The organism is Paenibacillus abyssi (assembly GCF_014640295.1).
Taxonomy (GTDB): Bacteria; Bacillota; Bacilli; order Paenibacillales; family Paenibacillaceae; genus Paenibacillus_D; species Paenibacillus_D abyssi.
The window spans coordinates 241,844-258,359 of sequence record NZ_BMGR01000004.1; the positions used below are offsets into that span (position 1 = coordinate 241,844).

A 16,516-nucleotide genomic window follows, 5' to 3' on the forward strand; every position below is an offset into this window, starting at 1 on the left:
CCTCTCCTCCGCAATTTGGCCCTGCATGGTTTGAAAACGTTTCCTATTTCTATCATAATGAACTCTTTCGCCCGCTTCATGACTGATCGGGACAATCACATTTTCGATCCGGACAAAATGAATATTCTTTTTCCTACTCTTCGGTTACCGGAAACGCCATCGTCGTGAACAGCGCCAATGCCTCCTGAGATGTGTCGAGCCTGCTGTGCTGAACGACAACCGGCACGCTGCTGTCTACTTTAATCGCATAAGGAACTCCCATAGGAACAGAGCTTCCTGTTTCGTCCTTTAATTTGTCCAACCGGATATGATGTGTCCGCTGTGCGCCGCAGGTGGACAAAAATCGATCCATCGGCTCCCTGTCCTCGAAATAAAAGGTTAACCGAATATCAGCACCCTGATCTCCTAAATTCAACACACAAACGGCTTCATGGCTCACTTCTTCTCCCGTACTCTTCGGCTGAAGAAATCCATCCGGTATTATCCAGGTTTTTTTGCCAATCATACGCTCTGCTCCCTTCCGTCGAACAAGAATATACTTCTCGATCTAAGCGTATCGTTTTCCATTGAATTGTTCATTGTCATATGCGACACCTTGCTGTTCGATCGGGACAATTCAGGTTCTCAAAAACAAACAAGGCTTGAGCGGTAAACCCTGCTCAAGCCTTGCCGCGTACTAATCCTGCGTGTTCTTACATTTTAAACTTCCTGATCACATCCTGTAACTCTTCGGCCATTCCCGAAAGAGTTTGGGCGGATGAAGTAATTTCTTCCATAGAGGCTAATTGCTCCTCCGCCGCTGCAGCTACGCTCTGAGCGTTTCCTGCTGCTTCTTGCGATATGACAGACACCATTTCCATCGTATGAACCATGTCCTTCGTACCGTCATTCACCTGTTGTACGATCGCCGCCGCCTCTTGGGATTGAAGAGACACCTCTTCGACCATTTTTAATATTCGTTTAAAGGCATCTCCCGTTTGATTTACCGTTCGAATCCCTTCATTCACGGATCTTTGCCCCATATGCATCGATTCCACCGCTCCGGCGATTTCTTTTTGAATCTGCCCAATGAGCTCCCTGATTCCTTCTGTTGCAGCACCCGATTGTTCCGCCAGCTTCCGGACTTCACCGGCAACGACCGCAAATCCACGTCCATGCTCCCCAGCACGTGCAGCCTCTATAGCCGCATTTAAGGCAAGTAAATTCGTTTGATTGGATATTTCAGTAATTAAACTTACAATTTCGCCGATCTCATTTGATTTTTCTCCAAGAATATTAACCACTTGTGTTGTATTTTGTACTTGCTGCTGTACCTCGTTCATTTGATGAACCGCTTGATTCACAACATCATTCCCAAGAGAGGCTTCATTACTTGCAGCATCCGACAGCCCGGCAACGGATTGTATGGATGCCGATATTGTTTCCAAACCCTGAGAGGTTTCGAGTGCGGTCCGATTAGCAACCGATACCCGTTGGACCTGCTGTTCAGAGCCTGACGAAACCTCCTGGATAGCCAGGGTGATCTGTTCTGTCGCCTTACCCGTCTGGTCGGCGCCGGCCGATAATTGCTCCGCTGAGGCAGTCAACCGATCTGCACTGGAATTGACTTGAGAAATAACCCTCTTCAGGTTTATCACCATGGCATTGAAATGCCCGGTTAATTGGCCTAGCTCATCTCTGCTTTGGATTTTAAGCTCCTCAAGCGTAAGGTCTCCGCTTGCTACCCGTTTTGAGTATTCTGTGATCCGGTTAATCGGCCTTGTGATTCGCCTGACAAAGAATAACATCACTATTATCCCAACGATCACCGAAACCAAAAGGGTAATGGCCATGCTTTCAAGGATGCGGTTCGCCCCGCTATTGTAATCGCTCATATACGAACCGACAACTACAATCCATCCCCAATCCGTTTCCATCTTGGAATAGGTAATTTTGGAGGCCACTTGAGCGGAATTAGGCAAAGGCCAATCATAAATGAGATAGCCGCCGTTATTCCGGCCTAATTTCACTAATTCTTGTCCCAGCATCCGACCGTCTTCTAACACTACGTCCCATAGACTATCCCCTTCTATGTTGGGGTGGGCCAGCAGCATTCCATCCCCGTCAAGAATATAAAAATAACCATGCTCGCCCAAATCGATATCCTTGTTGATGGGACGCTTTCCATCAGAGCCCAATGGCCCTAATATCTTCTCCTTCACGCTTTCCTGCGCTTCCTCCAGCGTGATATTTCCTTTTTCCACTTCTTTATTTAAAAGCTCAATGGTCGATATAACCAGATTTACATCATTCTTCAGTTGAATTTTAGCCGAGTTGTTCATTTCTTCTTTTGCATTCATATAACTTATAACGCCGACTGTAATGCTTGGAATGCAAAGCAGCATAAGGGAAATCATAATTAATTTGGTTGATAAGGACCGGAAAGAGAATGTGATGTGTTTACGCAAATTCATGCAGTTACCCCCAATGTGTTGTTGACGAGCGGTATTTCGATCACAATTGCTTCAGTTCAGCTTCCAAATATGGCTATGAGATCCACAATTTCTTCCTTCGTTAAACCAATTGCCTTCTTGCACGCTTGGTCCCCTTCCGCACCCTCCGCCTCCATACTATTGATAATTTGAAATATACTGGAAAATATAGACACCAACGTTTTGTCCAGCTGGATAAGCTCCCTCTTTGTTCATTGCACTTAGCTTCACAAAGATTTCTTGCGCTGCTCCGCCAAAAAACACTTCCAGCTCAGAAACGATATCTCTAACAGCCTCATACCTTCCAATATCTTCTTTAATTGTAATCGGCATATTTCCCCTTATTTTTTAGAATAAATCTGCAAAGCGAGCTGAAACGACTGTCTCCATATTAAAAGCAGATTGAAATTAAAAAAACCGGTAATTTAAGGGAATATCCTTAAATTACCGGTTTATCGTCAACGGATCATTAGATCTTTTGAATAATCTGCCATATCTCTATGTCTCTTCATTTGATTTGTTACAGAGTACAAATGATATGAATATTACGACATATCCAGCTAAGATGGAATGATTGAAAACAATTGGTAGACAGCTCTCGCTGCCTGTGCTCTGCTTGTTATTCCTTTCGGTTCAAACCGCTGATCAGGCATACCGTGAAGAAGCCCCAATACAGCTGCCGCGCGGACATATTCTCTTGCCCACGGGCTTATTTCCATCTCATCCTTGTAGCTCATACGCTCATTCTCTCCGATCTCACTAAGCTGTTTCCCGGCAGCGGACAAGTATGCCTTCACCAGCATCGCAGCCATCTGTTCCCTGGTCAATGCTTTGTCCGGTTCAAAACGGGTGCTGCTTACCCCGTTAATAATCCCCGCCTCAAAAGCCCTCATAACTTCTTGGGCATACCAAGCGTTTGCCGGTACATCATGAAAGTGAATCCCCTCAGCCTGCTCATCCAGAAGAAGCGTCCTTGCCAAAAGGGAAGCAAACTGTGCCCGGTTTACTTGTACGCCCGGTATAAACTGTGATGCGTTGACACCTGTGATGATTTGCTTGGATGCCAAGGTTTCAATCTCTTTACGGGCCCAATGCCCCTTAATGTCGTCGAAGGTTTTATCAAGCTCAAACACACCATAAGTAGAAAAATGCTTTACATTAGCTTCGATCAAGCCTCCGGTTATTTTGCCCCCTGCATAGACCCAGCTATTTTTAGTCTCTTCAAACAGGAAAATGCCTAGTTTATCCGGATCGTAGCCGGTATTATCAATCAAGAAAGAGATTTTAACAGGCGTGTTGAACCTGGTTATCTTTTTGCCGTCAGCTGATAAGTTAAAGTCATATAATGGCGACCGCCGTTCGCCTTCAAACGTTTTTGCCGGACGGATATCGCTCTCGGTCTTCTTTTGGGCGATAAAGGTAACGTCGGCATCAACTGCTGCTTTTTCTATCGCTCCCGGAGGAAACGAGAGGGTGAAATCGTCCGCTTCAATATTCACGGTCTTCTTGCCCGCCGCAGCAAGCTGGAGCGCCTTTATAGGTAGAATCACATAGACTTGATCAATATCGTCATTAGCTCTCGCATCGATTGTCACTACATTAATTGTGTTATCTTCAATAAGCTTTACCAGTTCATTCTGCTCCGGCCTTACATGAACAACCTTTCCGCGTTCCCCGGAAACGATTTCTTTCTCCGGCGCCGCTGGCGTCGGTGCAGGTACAGGAGTCGGCGTTGGCGTCGGTGCTGGTATTGGTGCCGGAGCTGGTGGCGTCGGTGCCGGGGCAGGGACTGGGACAATCACCTCCCCGCCAGCGCTGCTGTCAGGCATCGCAGAAGCACTCTCTGGGTTAATTATATAGTGGTAATAAGCTTTTTCACTGAACACATGGTTCTTCAATGAGAAAACAGTGAGCACGCCGGACTCCGTGATCGGTATGGAGCCGTTGTATACTCCCGATGTTACGTTGCCACCAACTGCAGCGCTGAACATATAATAAACCTTGGCCCCTTGTGTGTTGTCCGACAAGCTGACCGTTTGTTTGCCGTTATAAACGCCGCTTACAAGATTCGCTACCGGCGTACGCGGTCTGCGGATCAATTCGTAAAACTTGGAACGGATCATACGGTCTCCGTCCAATCGATTAGCACTGTAAATGACAAAATGATAAACATCCTGATCCGGCAGGGTCAATGTCGCTGCACCATCTCCCGCCTGAAGGGGAATATCGCTCTCAGAGATGAGCGTTCTTGTTATTGCACCAAGCGGTTCATCTTCTTTGACACTCCAAGCCTGCAGAGCAGCTCCAGCATCTTGCCCGATAATAGCTCCATACGAATCAACGATGCGAACATCAGCTTTTACCTTACGCTCGCTTGCGAATAAACTCGTGTCCAAATCCATTTGAAGCCTCGGAAATGTGTATGCCCCTTCGCTCCTGATCAGGCCGCTCCCAAAGTATTCAGCCATCGTAGAAGGCTCGAGCCGATATGAATTGTCATTGTAATTCAACCTTGTTAAAGAAATCTCTCTTGCTGTATCCTGAAGGATCTGGCGGATTTCCCCTGCTGTCAATGCTGGATTGCGCGATTTCAGCAGCGCGGCAAAACCCGCAGCGAACGGTGCCGCCTGCGACGTACCGTGCATTACGGCATACCCGTCTCCAATCACATTGGGCTCTTCAAGATAAGTGCTGTAAATGTTAACGCCCGGCGCAGCAATATCCACTTTACCTATGTTGGAAAAATCGGCGATGGTTAGTGAATGATCTGCAAGCTGTGCCAGCGCCCCGACGCTGACCACTTCAGGATAAGCAGCCGGATAATTCGTCAACCCGAAATATCGTCCCGTATCATTGCTTGATTGGAAAAGCTGACCGGGTTCGCTGCCAATCCAATGGTTGCTATCGTTACCGGAAGCCGAAAAAATTAATATACCCTGGGCAGCCGCTCTCTTCACCGCATCATGAACCGCATTGCTACTGGAATAAAAACCCAAACTTAAATTAATAAAGTCCACCTGCTGCTGCATGGCGTATTCTATCCCGGATAGAAGTCCGGCAGTATCCCCTATACCATTATTATTTAATATTTTAACCGGTACAATGGATGTACCTGGTGCGATGCCTGCGTATCCATCCGGATGCTGTGCATTCGCAGCGATAATGCCTGCCACATGCGTACCATGACCGTTATAGTCTTGAGGGGGAGCACTCGGATTACGGGCGATTTCTGAGGTCACAAAATTTTTGCCTGGAAGCAGGTGACCTGCCAGATCGGGATGATCCAGGTCAACTCCGGTATCAAGGACAGCAACCTTTACTCTCTTGTTTTGTTCAGGTGTTGTAAACTCCCGCGCTTGTGCAAGGCCCGTCACCTGCTGTCCCCATGTTTTCATATAAACCGGATCGGAAGGATTAAAATAAACGGATTCTGTAACCACAGTGGAAGTGTAAACCCGGTAGACCGGCTCAGCATAAGCAACTGCAGGATCGGATTCAAGCTGCTCAATCTTTTCTATTACATCCATATTAGGAGAATAGTCCAGTTTCTTATAACTTGTCCCTGATATATTGGTTACCGATCGAGCGCCGAAGTTGCGGTTGTCCGGTCTTTGTTTATATTTAATCAAGATTTGACCCGGTAACGCTTCTTCGGTACGAACGAGCTGGCCATCAGCGGAATTGCCATCTGATGAACCTTCGCCGTACGAGGTAGAAACGGGGAAGAATACAAACAATAGCAATGAGATAACCATCAAAACTTTGATATCATACAAACCATTTGTCTTGTACATCAATATCAACCTCCTTAACAAGTGAAATGTTTAATTAGTTCTCACCAACCTCTTCTTTCTTGTTATTCTGTATAAAATTACTAATTATTGTTACAATGAACGTTATAAATCACTTAAAATTTATATTATATTATAAACTTATCCATATATTTTGAAGGCTGCTGGTTGATAGAGTTATATTATAAATAATAAACTAATTGTTATATTCACTAAACTTTATAAGTTAAATTAAAAGAACAGCTCTTCCAATAATGGATGAGCTGTTCCTTGTTCAGCCTGCAAAATGACCGTTAAATGCCAATTAAGACGGATGGGATCACCCAATCAGCTTAATCAAGCTGCCGAACTCCAGTTCCTCGAACTTGTTCACCACATTCGCCCGGTTCAGCGTCCAGCGGCACTGCTGCAGCTCAATAGCGACAGGCGCATCGCAGCGGATGCGCGCCAAATCGCGTGACAGATGGAGCATCTCCAGATCCGCTTCGATCTTGGCACGGATGCTTTTGGAAAGCTCCGGCAGACGCTCCAACATGATATCGATCGTGCCGTAATCTTGGATTAGCTTCAACGCTGTTTTCTCCCCGATGCCTTTTACGCCCGGGTAATTATCGCTTGTGTCGCCCATCAAGCCTTTCAGATCAATGATCTGAGCCGGTGTTAGCTTGCGTTCCTCCAATAAAAATTGCGGTGTATACACTGCATAATTGCCATGGCCTTTTTTCATGATGACAACGGTGACCCGATCATCCACTAGCTGCAGCATATCATGATCGCCCGTTAACACGAATACTTCTGCATCCTTGCTGTGGAACCTTGCAAGCGTCCCGATACAATCGTCGGCCTCAAACCCGGCAATCCCGACATTAGGGATCCCGAAGCTGTCCACAACCTCTTTCACCAGATCAAACTGCGGAATCAGATCGATCGGCGCTTCCGGCCGGTTCGCCTTGTAATTAGCGAACTGCTCTGTCCGAAACGTCGTGCTTCCCATATCCCAGCAGCATACAATATGCGTAGGCTCGAACTTCTTAACGGCATCCCAGAAATACCGTACAAAACCGTGTACGCCATTCACTGGAATACCCGAGTTGGTGCGGCGGATTGAGCCCGTGAACGATGTGGCAAAGTATGCGCGGAACAAAAGTGCCATTCCATCCACCAACAGCAATCGGTTTGGTCTATCCGCCGCCTGCAACTCTATCTCCATCTCAACTTGCATTTCTTCTCCCCCGTTTCCCCAAAACTAAAATTTCGGCATGTTTTGGTTCAATTCTTCGCGAATAAATCGCCCAATCCGTCTGGCAGCCTCTACTAACCTTTCTTCCTCTTCTACCAATGCGATACGAACATAACCTTCCCCTTCTTGGCCGAAGGCATCGCCCGGTATGACCGCTACGCCCGTCTTGCGCAGCATTTCCTGGGAAATTCGACGGGATGTCCAACCATTCGACACCGCAGCCCCAGGAAGAGCCGCCCAGATAAACATGGTCGCCTTTGGCTTAGCCACGTTCCATCCCTCTTCACGCAATGCTTGCACGAAGCTGTCGCGCCGCCTCTCATACAGCGCACCCACCGGAGCCCCGACCCGCTCCATATCCTCCTGCAGCGCCACGATTCCGGCCTGCTGTAGCGCATCAAAAACGCCGTAGTCGAGATTAGCCTTCAGATCGCGAAGCGCTCCGATCGCCTCCCGGTTACCGGTGAGAAATCCGATCCGGCAGCCTGCCATGTTAAAGCTCTTCGATAAGGAATGAAACTCCACGGCAATATCGAGCGCCCCGGGTACCTCCAAAATACTTGGCGGCCTGTAACCATCGAAGGCCATCTCGGAATAGGCCAGATCATGCACAACAAGCACGCCATAATGCTTCGCCATCTTAATCAGCTTCTCAAAGAACGGCAGCTCCGCTACCGATGAAACCGGATTGCTTGGGAAGTTCAGTAAAATGAATTTTGCTTTCCTCCATGACTCCTCTGGAATCGCATCAAGATCAGGCAAAAAATCGTTCACTTCCCGCAATGGTACATAGATAGCTTCTACTCCGGCCACCGCTAATCCTGCCGCATAGATCGGATAACCAGGATCTGGCACCAATACCGCATCTCCCGGGTTCGTAACCGCAAGCGCCAAATGAGCCAATCCGTCCTGAGAACCCATCAGTGCAAGCACTTCGTGATCCGGATCCAAGGAAACCCCAAAACGGTGTTGCATCCATAGAGCCGCTTGTTCGCGAAAAGCCGCACTTCCCCGTGATGCCGGATATGCGTAACGATCCAGCCGCAGTACCTCTTCGCTTAACGCTCGCCTAACCCTATCCGACGGCGCCCGATCCGGGCTTCCGATGCCCAGATCGATCACATCCATTCCGGACTGGCGCGCTTCTTCCTTCCATGACGCCACATCGGCAAATATCGCGGAGCCTAAACGCGGCAGCCGCTCGGACCGCCATTTTGTATCTGTAATCAAGCTGTTCCCTCCAATAATCGGTCTATCGGATTGGCTCTACAACGCCGGAGGTTTGAATATGCCACATCATGAACAACAAGAAGAGGGCCAATCCGCCGTATGCAAAGCCATATTTCCACCGAACCGCAACCGGTACCTCATAGTAACGGTCATTCTCGTATTTTTCATAATCGACCCGTACATTAATCCGCAGCTGCTCACTGCCATCCTTTTCAAACCGTTCACTTCCGGTAAGCTGCACTTTTTTCACAATACCCTGCAAAGGGAGTTCCATTTCCCCCCGGAAATTCAACGTCTCCCAATCAAAACGGACGATTTGTTCACCGCTTAGTTTGCTGTACGTCGTAAAGGGAAGCTCACGCGCATGCTGCTCGCCCGAGAAATACCACGCCGGCAGCCCCAACTGCTGAATATCAATCTCGTATACGCCTACCATATGATAGGGTTTGCCGCTCTTGCGGTAACGGAAAAATTTCTGATACAAATCCCAGGCAAACAGCGCCCAGATGATAAATAAAAGCGGGCTCTTCATGACGATGATAAGGACTGCGCCTCCGATCAGGCCAGGAACCCATAACCACCTGCTCACAGCCGTGGAAATCCGGCCGCCGTCAAGCGGATGAATCGGCAGCAGATTGATCAGATTTATAAAAAAACCGACATTGGCCAGCACAAACAGAAAAGACATCTCCGTGATGAGTCCGGCAGCATATACGATAAGCGCGCCGATCGTACCAACTAGCGGACCGCCATACGCAATGTATGCCTCAGTAACTGCATCCTTGGGATGGCGCTTCATCGTAATCAACGCCCCGATAAACGGAATAAACAAGGGCGCGCTGACCGGCAAGCCCTTTCTCTTCGCCGCAATAACATGTCCGAGCTCATGTACAAGAATCAGCAAAACTAAGCCTACCGCGAACCAAATCGGGCTTAACAGCGCATAAGCGCCCACGGTTACAGCCATACTGATCAGCGGACCTGCAAACTTACTAAGCGCGAGCAATAGGCTCTTGCCCTTTGTGATGATAAAAAACAACACTGCACCCAAAATCCACCAAGGATTGCGCTTGTTTTGTTTACGTTTATCTGTCACGGCCGTCTTCTCACTTCCCCGAAGCCGACCATACGCGGCTATATTCGTCTTCTTTAAAGCCGACCGTTACTTGCTCTCCATCGGAAACAACCGGACGTTTGATCAGCCTGCCATTCGAAGCCAGAAGCTTAATCTGCTCGTCTTCCGACATCTTAGGCAGCTTGTCCTTTAACTTCATTTCTTTGTAGACCTCGCCTGACGTGTTGAAAAATTTCTTCAATTCCAGGCCGCTTTTCTCCAGCCATCCACGTATGATTCCCTCTGACGGCGCCTGCTCGAAGAGGTCGTAAAGCTCCATTTCACGTTCATTTTCTTTCAGCCATTTCAACGCATTGCGGCATGTGCCGCACTTCGGATAATAATAAACTTGTAATTTGCTCATCTTTAGTTGAAAGCCCCTTTATCTATCATTTAAGTGTTGATAATAAACGTTCCAGTTCCAGCAAATCCTCTGGAAGCTCCGCTTTAAACGAAATATTTTGCTTCGTATATGGATGTACAAATGCCAGCCGCTGCGCATGCAGTGCTTGGCGTCCTGCAGCGGCTTCCGCTTGCTCCGCCCAGCCAAGCTCCGCAAACTTGGGGTTGCCGTACATTTTATCCCCGATCAACGGACAGCCGATATGTTTCATATGCACGCGAATTTGATGGGTACGGCCGGTCTCTAGCTGCAATCGCACCAATGACGCACCGCGATCGCCGAAAACATGAACCGTTTGATAATGTGTAATGGAAGGATATCCATCCGCCGTTACGATTCGGACATGCGGCATGTCCGGGTCACGGTCGATCGGAGCGTCAACGGTTCCATCACGCTGTTCTGGAGCGCCATATACAAAAGCGCAGTATTCCTTCTCGATCTCCCCGCGCTGCATCTGCTCCGACAGCTGTTGATGCACATATGGATTTTTGGCGATGGCGACCACTCCGGACGTTTCCTGATCGAGCCTGTGTATAGGCCGAAATCTAATCTTCTCTCCCCGTTCCATCCAATGATGAACAACGCCGTTGGCGAGCGTGCCCGTATAATGGCCATGAGTCGGATGGACAATGATTCCTGCCGGTTTATTGATGATCAATAAATAATCGTCTTCATAAATAATATCTAGGTACATCGGCTGCGGTAAAATATCATCCGACTGCTCCTGCTCCATACGTAACGCCAATACGTCGCCCGCATGGACCCTCTCCGATGTGTATACTCGCCGTCCGTTTAACATAATGCCTTCGTCCGTCAGCTTTAAACGTGACATCAGCTTGCGGGAGACGCCCAGCCGGCGCTCAAGGACCGTTCTCACCATTTTCCCTTCATCATCCGGTGTGATTTCCAAAGTAAGGGGAGCATAATATTGGGTATTTGTCATTTGGATTTCCGGAACACCTCCGCGCTGCGTACATATTCGACATCCGCCATGCCTTGGCGTGCGTTTGCCGCTCTTGCAGCCGCGAAGAAAAAATCTGACAGCCGGTTAATATAGATCATCACTTCGGGATTGACGGGATGATGCTCCGCCAATGTGACGATGCGCCGTTCCGCGCGGCGGCATACCGTACGGCATACATGCAGCTGGGCGGACAAATCGCTTCCCCCGGGCAGGATAAATCGCGTAATGTCCGGCGCTTGGGCGGTATATTGATCGATCAACGATTCGAGCTCCACAGCAGGTTCGCCTGTCACTTTATAGACCGGCTGTTTTTCATCCGCAAAAGCAAGGTCCGAACCACAATCGAACAGCTCCTGCATAATTTGCTCGAGATGCTGCGCAAGATCGCTTAGATCACCGGATCTGGCTGCGAGCGCAGCGGCTTGGCCGGTATAGGCATTCAGCTCATCGATCGTTCCGTATGCTTCTACACGAATATCGTCCTTACGAACACGGCCCCCGATTAAGGAAGTCTGGCCTTTGTCGCCCGTCCGCGTATAAATTTTCATCCTTATTTTCTTCCCTTCCCTATTCGTATCCTAACTATATCATAATATTGCCGCGCCAAAAAAGAAAAGAAGCCCACTTGCCCGGCTTCAGGTTAAAGGTCACCATACAGGTGATAATCATACGATTTATTTTCGCTTTTGCTTCATATACTCATTAATTTTGAGATCGAGCTTGCGGCTGATCTCGATGACAACCTCGGAATTAAAAGAGGCCTCTTGCAAATAAGTTTGTTCCATCACTCTGCGCAAATGGTAAATTTCGTCTTCCAGATTTCGAATTGAAGAGGATAACTTACGAGACTTACCCATGCCTCGGTCATCAAACATAGACAACCCGTGATCCGCATAAGCCATCGCCACCCCTCCTTGTCTGCATCCACTGTTACGACTTCATGCCCTTTGCTTATACAAATTATTCAAGATATTTGTTAAATTATATCAAAATATCTCAGATTAAACAATTCATTTTACGACATTTTAATTTTATGGACAAAATTCCCAATTTTATCAAGTGCCTCTGTCAGTTGGGATACCGATGTTGCATAAGAGCACCTTAGATAACCTTCTCCGCCTTTGCCGAATACATTGCCGGGGACTGCTGCTACCTTTGCTTCCATCAACAGCCGTTCCGCAAATGTCTCCGAGGACAATCCCGTTGACTTGATGGATGGAAAGGCGTAGAAAGCGCCCTGCGGCTCGTGACATTCAAGGCCGATTTCGGTGAAACCTTTAACGACTAGACGACGGCGCTGGTTATACGATTCGACCATCCGTTTCATCTCATCCATTCCGTTCGTTAAAGCTTCCAATGCCGCCACTTGACCCATGACCGGAGCACACATGACGGTGTATTGATGAATCTTCAGCATGGCATTTATCAGATCCGGATGGCCGCAGGCATATCCCATGCGCCAGCCTGTCATGGCAAAAGCCTTGGAGAAGCCGCTAACCACAATCGTCCGGTCCTTCATCCCCGGAAGAGAGGCGAAGCTGACATGATTGCCGCTGTAGCTAAGCTCTGCATATATCTCATCGCTGATCACTATGAGGTCGTTTTCCTCTACGATCTTAGCAATCGGCAGCCAATCCTCATAGGTCATAATCGCCCCGGTAGGATTGCTCGGATAGCAAAGGATAAGCAGTTTGGATTTCGGTGTAATGCTCGCCTTGAGCGATTCAGCCGTCAGCTTGAATTGATCTTTGGCAAAGGTTTCGATGCCGACCGGAACACCGCCGCCAAGCGCTGTGATCGGTGAATAAGAAATATAACAAGGCTCGGGAACAAGAACCTCATCCCCTGGAGAGATCAAGGCGCGAAGCGCCAAGTCGATCGCTTCACTCCCGCCAACCGTCACCAGTATTTCCTTGGCTGGATCATATTCGACATGAAAACGGTCGTTCATATACTGGCCGATTGCTTCCCGCAGCTCAGGCGTGCCCGAGTTGGAGGTGTATTGTGTTTTTCCTGTTTCCAGTGAATATACGCATGCTTCCCGAACGTGCCAAGGCGTAACGAAATCCGGTTCGCCCACGCCCAGCGTGATCACATCCTTGCTCGCGCTGACCAAGTCAAAAAAGCGCCTAATACCAGACGGTGGAATTGCCCTCGCCCGAGGCGATAAGTAGTCAGACATCGAGGCACGGCGGGTAGCCTTGGAAGTTTGCAGTTCTTCGTCTTTAATCATGGCGTTTCACCCTTATCCTATGGAGAAATCAACAGGCGCTGATCATCCTCATAATCTTCGAAGATAATTCCGTCCTGTTTGTATTTTTTCAATATAAAAAATGTTTTCGTTGATAACACAGCATCGATCGGCGACAATTTGTTCGAAACAAACGACGCCACATCCTTTAAGGTCTTCCCTTCAACCTCGACTAACAGATCATACGCGCCAGACATCAAATAGACCGATTTAACTTCTGGATAGAGGTAAATGCGCTCCGCAATCCCTTCGAATCCGCGGCCCCGCTCGGGCGTAATTTGAACCTCGATAAGTGCGGTTACTTTCTCATCGCTCACCTTACTCCAATTAACCACAGTCGCGTACTTCACAATCACATGATCCTTTTCCAGCTCTTGAATCGCTTGTGTAACCTCTGCTTCGGGTACGTCAAGCATCGTCGCAATCAGATCCGGGCTGCGCCGCGCATCTTCCTTAAGCAGTTCCAATATGTCCGTTTTCAACTTCTCCACGGGCCTCATTCCCTTCTGCTAACGTCTTCGAACCATAATCTTTATATTACAACTAAATGTTCGTTCCTGCAAAGAAAAAAACCGCCTCTTGATAAGGGCGGTCCAAACCGTCGATAAAGCCGAATGGCGAGCAATTAAAGATCTGATAAGAGCAAGGTTTCAAGCGGCGGTCTGCCATTAAGACAGCCAAATACAATAACGGTGCGGACAGAATCCGGCGTCAGGGAAAGCTCCGGCACCTCGAGATCGGGCTCCCCAGTCCCTGCCGCGAACAGTTGAATCGTTGCCGCTCCCGCAGGCAGCGAAGCATATTCTGTTGCTTGCGGGATACCAACCTGCTTAAACAGAACAGCGCCCTGCTTTACTTTGATATCAACAGGTGGCGCATCAGGCGACAGGTGGATGAACTTCAGTTTCGCCATCCCGGCTGCCGGTGCAGGATCGTCAATATAGGCGTAAAGCCTTAAATCCTTCTGTTTATTGCAGGCTGCAACCGTATACGAATGTCCCGATTGTACGTTTAGCGTTTGTGACAGGATCGGCCGATCCTTCTGGCCGGCTGGATAAAGATCAATCGTGTACTGGCCTGCCGTCACATTGCTATATGGGACAATATCTTTATAAGCCAAATGATGTGCGGCCTGCTTTCCGTTGATATATACATCGACGTCAGCTGCATCAGGTGAAGCATGGATGATCCGCACTCTTGATCCGGATATTTCCATCCGAATCGGCTGCGAGCCATAAGAAACATACGGGGACGCTGCCGCTTGACACGGAAACGGATCTCGCAGGGGGCCATGACCGATGCCGGGCGGCATTCCAAATCCGGATGAATACGGGACAGATGATGAAGTCGCCTCGTAAGGGAGCCCTCCTCCGACCGAACTCATCGGGTAATCGAAAGGATCACCGGAACGCTCGATGTGATTGGCAAGCCTCATCAACCAATCGCAATGAAGCTTCATGTAATAGTTTGATTTGTCCGGATTGATATATCTGAAGTAATCCGACAGCATCCCGTACAGATTCGCTTTTTTCCAATACTGTATCGTCCATTCATTAGCATTCATTCAAACAAGCTCCTCCTTCAACATACAGGCTCGTAGTATGGTTATGCTCCGCCCGTGTATTTCAGAAGATAAATAAGACCGGCCCAAGGTCCCGCAGGGGACAGGGTCGGTCGCCGGTCTGTCAACTACATATAGTAAGGATTATTCGGCTGCTGCATCGAGGCTTGCTGCATCTGATGCTGTCCCGCCAGATTTGAAAATTGTTGGACATTTCCATTGGTTTGCTGTAAAAATTGCTTCGTTTTCTGAAAGGTTTGTTCGTGCTGCCGCAGCTGCTTGTCTATTTCCTGCTTTAAGGCCGGTGAAGAGGGCGTATACATCTTCAACTGCTGCATCGTTTGAAACAGGTCTCCCTGCAAGCGGAGCGTACTGTTAAGCAGGCTCGTAAAAAGCTGACGGATATCCGGGCAGGTTGATTCCGTTGCAGCAATTGCGTATTCTCTGGATACTCTTTTTAAGTCGGCTAAAACAGTATACGCCATATCTTGCTCGGGCATTAGAGACTGATTATGCGATTGATACACATGTGTTCCCCCTTTTAATCAGCTTTGCGGCTGTGTTGGCGCCATGGATTGGTGATACGATAAAGCGCTCATTAACGCTTGATAGTGCTGCTCATGGACCTGCTGCATCTGGGAGCAGATCTGGCGCAAGCTCCCATTGTTCGCCGTTGCGGCCGTAACCGCGCACTGTTTCATCAGCAAATCTTCATTGGACATAGAGTCAACAATGTACTCCATCTCCTTTGCCGTTAAGGGCAATATCATCTTGTATCCTCCCTGTTCATCGTTAATTGGAGCAGGCTTACCGCATGGTAAACACCGGCAGCTGCTGCAAACACGTCCAATATTATGACCTGTCTTAAGTAAATATATGTATCATACAACCAATTTCTAGAAAACTATGCAGGTGACTATCGCAGTTAATAGACTTGCTTCATACCTTATAGTAAACCGAAAAAGGAGGAATCATAATATGACAGACCAAAGAATGAGAATGACTCGGAAGAAAAAACAAATGAAGCGGCCAGTAGGAAAACGCCCCCTCAGCCATCGTACCCATGGAGAACGTATACACAGCTCAAGGGGCGACATGAGTAGGGGTGAACGTACGCAAGGCCAGCGCTCTCATGGTTCAAGAGGCGACATGATCGGCGGATTTAATGATGGCCAACGCTCTCATGGCATCGAAGGCAATCAAACAGGCGGCGAACGTACCCATGGAAACCGCACCCATGGCTCGAAGGGTCATCACACCGGCGGCGAACGCACCCATGGAAACCGCAGCCATGGTTCGAAAGGCCATCGCACCGGCGGTGAACGCACCCATGGAAACCGCAGCCATGGTTCGAAAGGCCATCGCACCGGCGGCATGATGGTGAACTGGCCCCCGCATTGGTATTTTTATATGTAATCCGGGAAGTGACATTATAGAATCATCCTGAATATGGTAATACGAACAATAGCCTGACGCTTAGCGTAGGCTATA

At 48.4% G+C, this 16,516-nt stretch carries 17 protein-coding genes; 1 reads left to right on the plus strand and 16 read right to left on the minus strand.

Features of this window, described 5'->3' with window-relative positions:
* Positions 1 to 133: 133 nt before the first annotated feature.
* From IEW11_RS07840 to IEW11_RS07915, 16 genes are all read right to left on the minus strand, one after another.
* Positions 134 to 505: a sensory rhodopsin transducer gene (locus IEW11_RS07840; protein ID WP_188530506.1), complete on the minus strand. Its 372-nt coding sequence runs from the start codon at positions 503 to 505 to the stop codon at positions 134 to 136.
* Between the two features lie 187 nt (positions 506 to 692).
* Positions 693 to 2,453 carry a methyl-accepting chemotaxis protein gene (locus tag IEW11_RS07845; protein ID WP_188530507.1) on the minus strand — a complete coding sequence of 587 codons (1,761 nt, stop codon included), beginning with the start codon at positions 2,451 to 2,453 and terminating at the stop codon, positions 693 to 695.
* Between the two features lie 156 nt (positions 2,454 to 2,609).
* Entirely contained in the window at positions 2,610 to 2,804 is a 195-nt protein-coding gene (locus IEW11_RS07850; RefSeq protein ID WP_188530508.1) for a hypothetical protein, read from the minus strand.
* A gap of 227 nt (positions 2,805 to 3,031) precedes the next feature.
* Entirely contained in the window at positions 3,032 to 6,265 is a 3,234-nt protein-coding gene (locus IEW11_RS07855) for a S8 family serine peptidase (RefSeq protein ID WP_188530509.1), read from the minus strand.
* A 316-nt stretch (positions 6,266 to 6,581) separates the two neighbouring features.
* Positions 6,582 to 7,484 (minus strand): 5'-3' exonuclease, encoded by a 903-nt coding sequence (locus tag IEW11_RS07860; RefSeq protein WP_229725012.1) that lies wholly within the window; start codon positions 7,482 to 7,484, stop codon positions 6,582 to 6,584.
* Between the two features lie 24 nt (positions 7,485 to 7,508).
* Positions 7,509 to 8,729, minus strand: a complete 1,221-nt coding sequence (locus tag IEW11_RS07865; protein ID WP_229725051.1) for an aminotransferase class I/II-fold pyridoxal phosphate-dependent enzyme — start codon at positions 8,727 to 8,729, stop codon at positions 7,509 to 7,511.
* A gap of 25 nt (positions 8,730 to 8,754) precedes the next feature.
* On the minus strand, positions 8,755 to 9,828 hold the full coding sequence (locus IEW11_RS07870; RefSeq protein ID WP_188530510.1) for a site-2 protease family protein: 1,074 nt from the start codon (positions 9,826 to 9,828) through the stop codon (positions 8,755 to 8,757).
* Between the two features lie 10 nt (positions 9,829 to 9,838).
* Positions 9,839 to 10,210 (minus strand): arsenate reductase family protein, encoded by a 372-nt coding sequence (locus IEW11_RS07875; RefSeq protein WP_188530511.1) that lies wholly within the window; start codon positions 10,208 to 10,210, stop codon positions 9,839 to 9,841.
* A gap of 25 nt (positions 10,211 to 10,235) precedes the next feature.
* A complete protein-coding gene (locus IEW11_RS07880) occupies positions 10,236 to 11,192 on the minus strand; it encodes an RluA family pseudouridine synthase (protein ID WP_188530512.1) in 957 nt (318 codons plus the stop codon).
* Positions 11,189 to 11,761, minus strand: coding sequence for a cob(I)yrinic acid a,c-diamide adenosyltransferase (locus tag IEW11_RS07885; RefSeq protein ID WP_188530513.1), 573 nt, complete (start codon positions 11,759 to 11,761; stop codon positions 11,189 to 11,191). Before IEW11_RS07885 ends, IEW11_RS07880 begins: the two co-directional genes overlap by 4 nt.
* A 126-nt stretch (positions 11,762 to 11,887) precedes the next feature.
* Positions 11,888 to 12,115, minus strand: a complete 228-nt coding sequence (locus tag IEW11_RS07890; protein WP_373289311.1) for an aspartyl-phosphate phosphatase Spo0E family protein — start codon at positions 12,113 to 12,115, stop codon at positions 11,888 to 11,890.
* 113 nt (positions 12,116 to 12,228) lie between these two features.
* Positions 12,229 to 13,446 carry an aminotransferase class I/II-fold pyridoxal phosphate-dependent enzyme gene (locus IEW11_RS07895; RefSeq protein ID WP_188530514.1) on the minus strand — a complete coding sequence of 406 codons (1,218 nt, stop codon included), beginning with the start codon at positions 13,444 to 13,446 and terminating at the stop codon, positions 12,229 to 12,231.
* A 17-nt stretch (positions 13,447 to 13,463) separates the two neighbouring features.
* Positions 13,464 to 13,964, minus strand: coding sequence for an Lrp/AsnC family transcriptional regulator (locus tag IEW11_RS07900; protein WP_188530515.1), 501 nt, complete (start codon positions 13,962 to 13,964; stop codon positions 13,464 to 13,466).
* 125 nt (positions 13,965 to 14,089) lie between these two features.
* A complete protein-coding gene (locus IEW11_RS07905; RefSeq protein ID WP_188530516.1) occupies positions 14,090 to 15,028 on the minus strand; it encodes a DUF4397 domain-containing protein in 939 nt (312 codons plus the stop codon).
* Positions 15,029 to 15,153: 125 nt separating this feature from the next.
* Positions 15,154 to 15,552, minus strand: a complete 399-nt coding sequence (locus tag IEW11_RS07910) for a spore coat protein (protein WP_229725014.1) — start codon at positions 15,550 to 15,552, stop codon at positions 15,154 to 15,156.
* Between the two features lie 18 nt (positions 15,553 to 15,570).
* A complete protein-coding gene (locus IEW11_RS07915; protein WP_188530517.1) occupies positions 15,571 to 15,795 on the minus strand; it encodes a hypothetical protein in 225 nt (74 codons plus the stop codon).
* A 325-nt stretch (positions 15,796 to 16,120) separates the two neighbouring features.
* On the opposite strand from IEW11_RS07915, the gene IEW11_RS07920 reads away from it, so the two are divergent.
* The gene (locus tag IEW11_RS07920; RefSeq protein WP_188530518.1) at positions 16,121 to 16,441 is read left to right on the plus strand and encodes a c2 calcium-dependent domain-containing protein 4C-like protein; all 321 of its coding nucleotides are present in this window, start codon (positions 16,121 to 16,123) and stop codon (positions 16,439 to 16,441) included.
* The last annotated feature ends 75 nt before the right edge of the window (positions 16,442 to 16,516 follow it).

Excerpts from the sequence above, each read along its gene's own strand:
- IEW11_RS07840 (WP_188530506.1), bottom strand. The coding sequence starts at position 505 with ATGATTGGCAAAAAAACCTGGATAATACCGGATGGATTTCTTCAGCCG.
- IEW11_RS07845 (WP_188530507.1), bottom strand. The coding sequence starts at position 2,453 with ATGAATTTGCGTAAACACATCACATTCTCTTTCCGGTCCTTATCAACC.
- IEW11_RS07850 (WP_188530508.1), bottom strand. The coding sequence starts at position 2,804 with ATGCCGATTACAATTAAAGAAGATATTGGAAGGTATGAGGCTGTTAGA.
- IEW11_RS07855 (WP_188530509.1), bottom strand. The coding sequence starts at position 6,265 with ATGTACAAGACAAATGGTTTGTATGATATCAAAGTTTTGATGGTTATC.
- IEW11_RS07860 (WP_229725012.1), bottom strand. The coding sequence starts at position 7,484 with ATGCAAGTTGAGATGGAGATAGAGTTGCAGGCGGCGGATAGACCAAAC.
- IEW11_RS07875 (WP_188530511.1), bottom strand. The coding sequence starts at position 10,210 with ATGAGCAAATTACAAGTTTATTATTATCCGAAGTGCGGCACATGCCGC.
- IEW11_RS07880 (WP_188530512.1), bottom strand. The coding sequence starts at position 11,192 with ATGACAAATACCCAATATTATGCTCCCCTTACTTTGGAAATCACACCG.
- IEW11_RS07885 (WP_188530513.1), bottom strand. The coding sequence starts at position 11,761 with ATGAAAATTTATACGCGGACGGGCGACAAAGGCCAGACTTCCTTAATC.
- IEW11_RS07890 (WP_373289311.1), bottom strand. The coding sequence starts at position 12,115 with ATGGCTTATGCGGATCACGGGTTGTCTATGTTTGATGACCGAGGCATG.
- IEW11_RS07895 (WP_188530514.1), bottom strand. The coding sequence starts at position 13,446 with ATGATTAAAGACGAAGAACTGCAAACTTCCAAGGCTACCCGCCGTGCC.
- IEW11_RS07900 (WP_188530515.1), bottom strand. The coding sequence starts at position 13,964 with ATGAGGCCCGTGGAGAAGTTGAAAACGGACATATTGGAACTGCTTAAG.
- IEW11_RS07905 (WP_188530516.1), bottom strand. The coding sequence starts at position 15,028 with ATGAATGCTAATGAATGGACGATACAGTATTGGAAAAAAGCGAATCTG.
- IEW11_RS07915 (WP_188530517.1), bottom strand. The coding sequence starts at position 15,795 with ATGATATTGCCCTTAACGGCAAAGGAGATGGAGTACATTGTTGACTCT.
- IEW11_RS07920 (WP_188530518.1), top strand. The coding sequence starts at position 16,121 with ATGAGTAGGGGTGAACGTACGCAAGGCCAGCGCTCTCATGGTTCAAGA.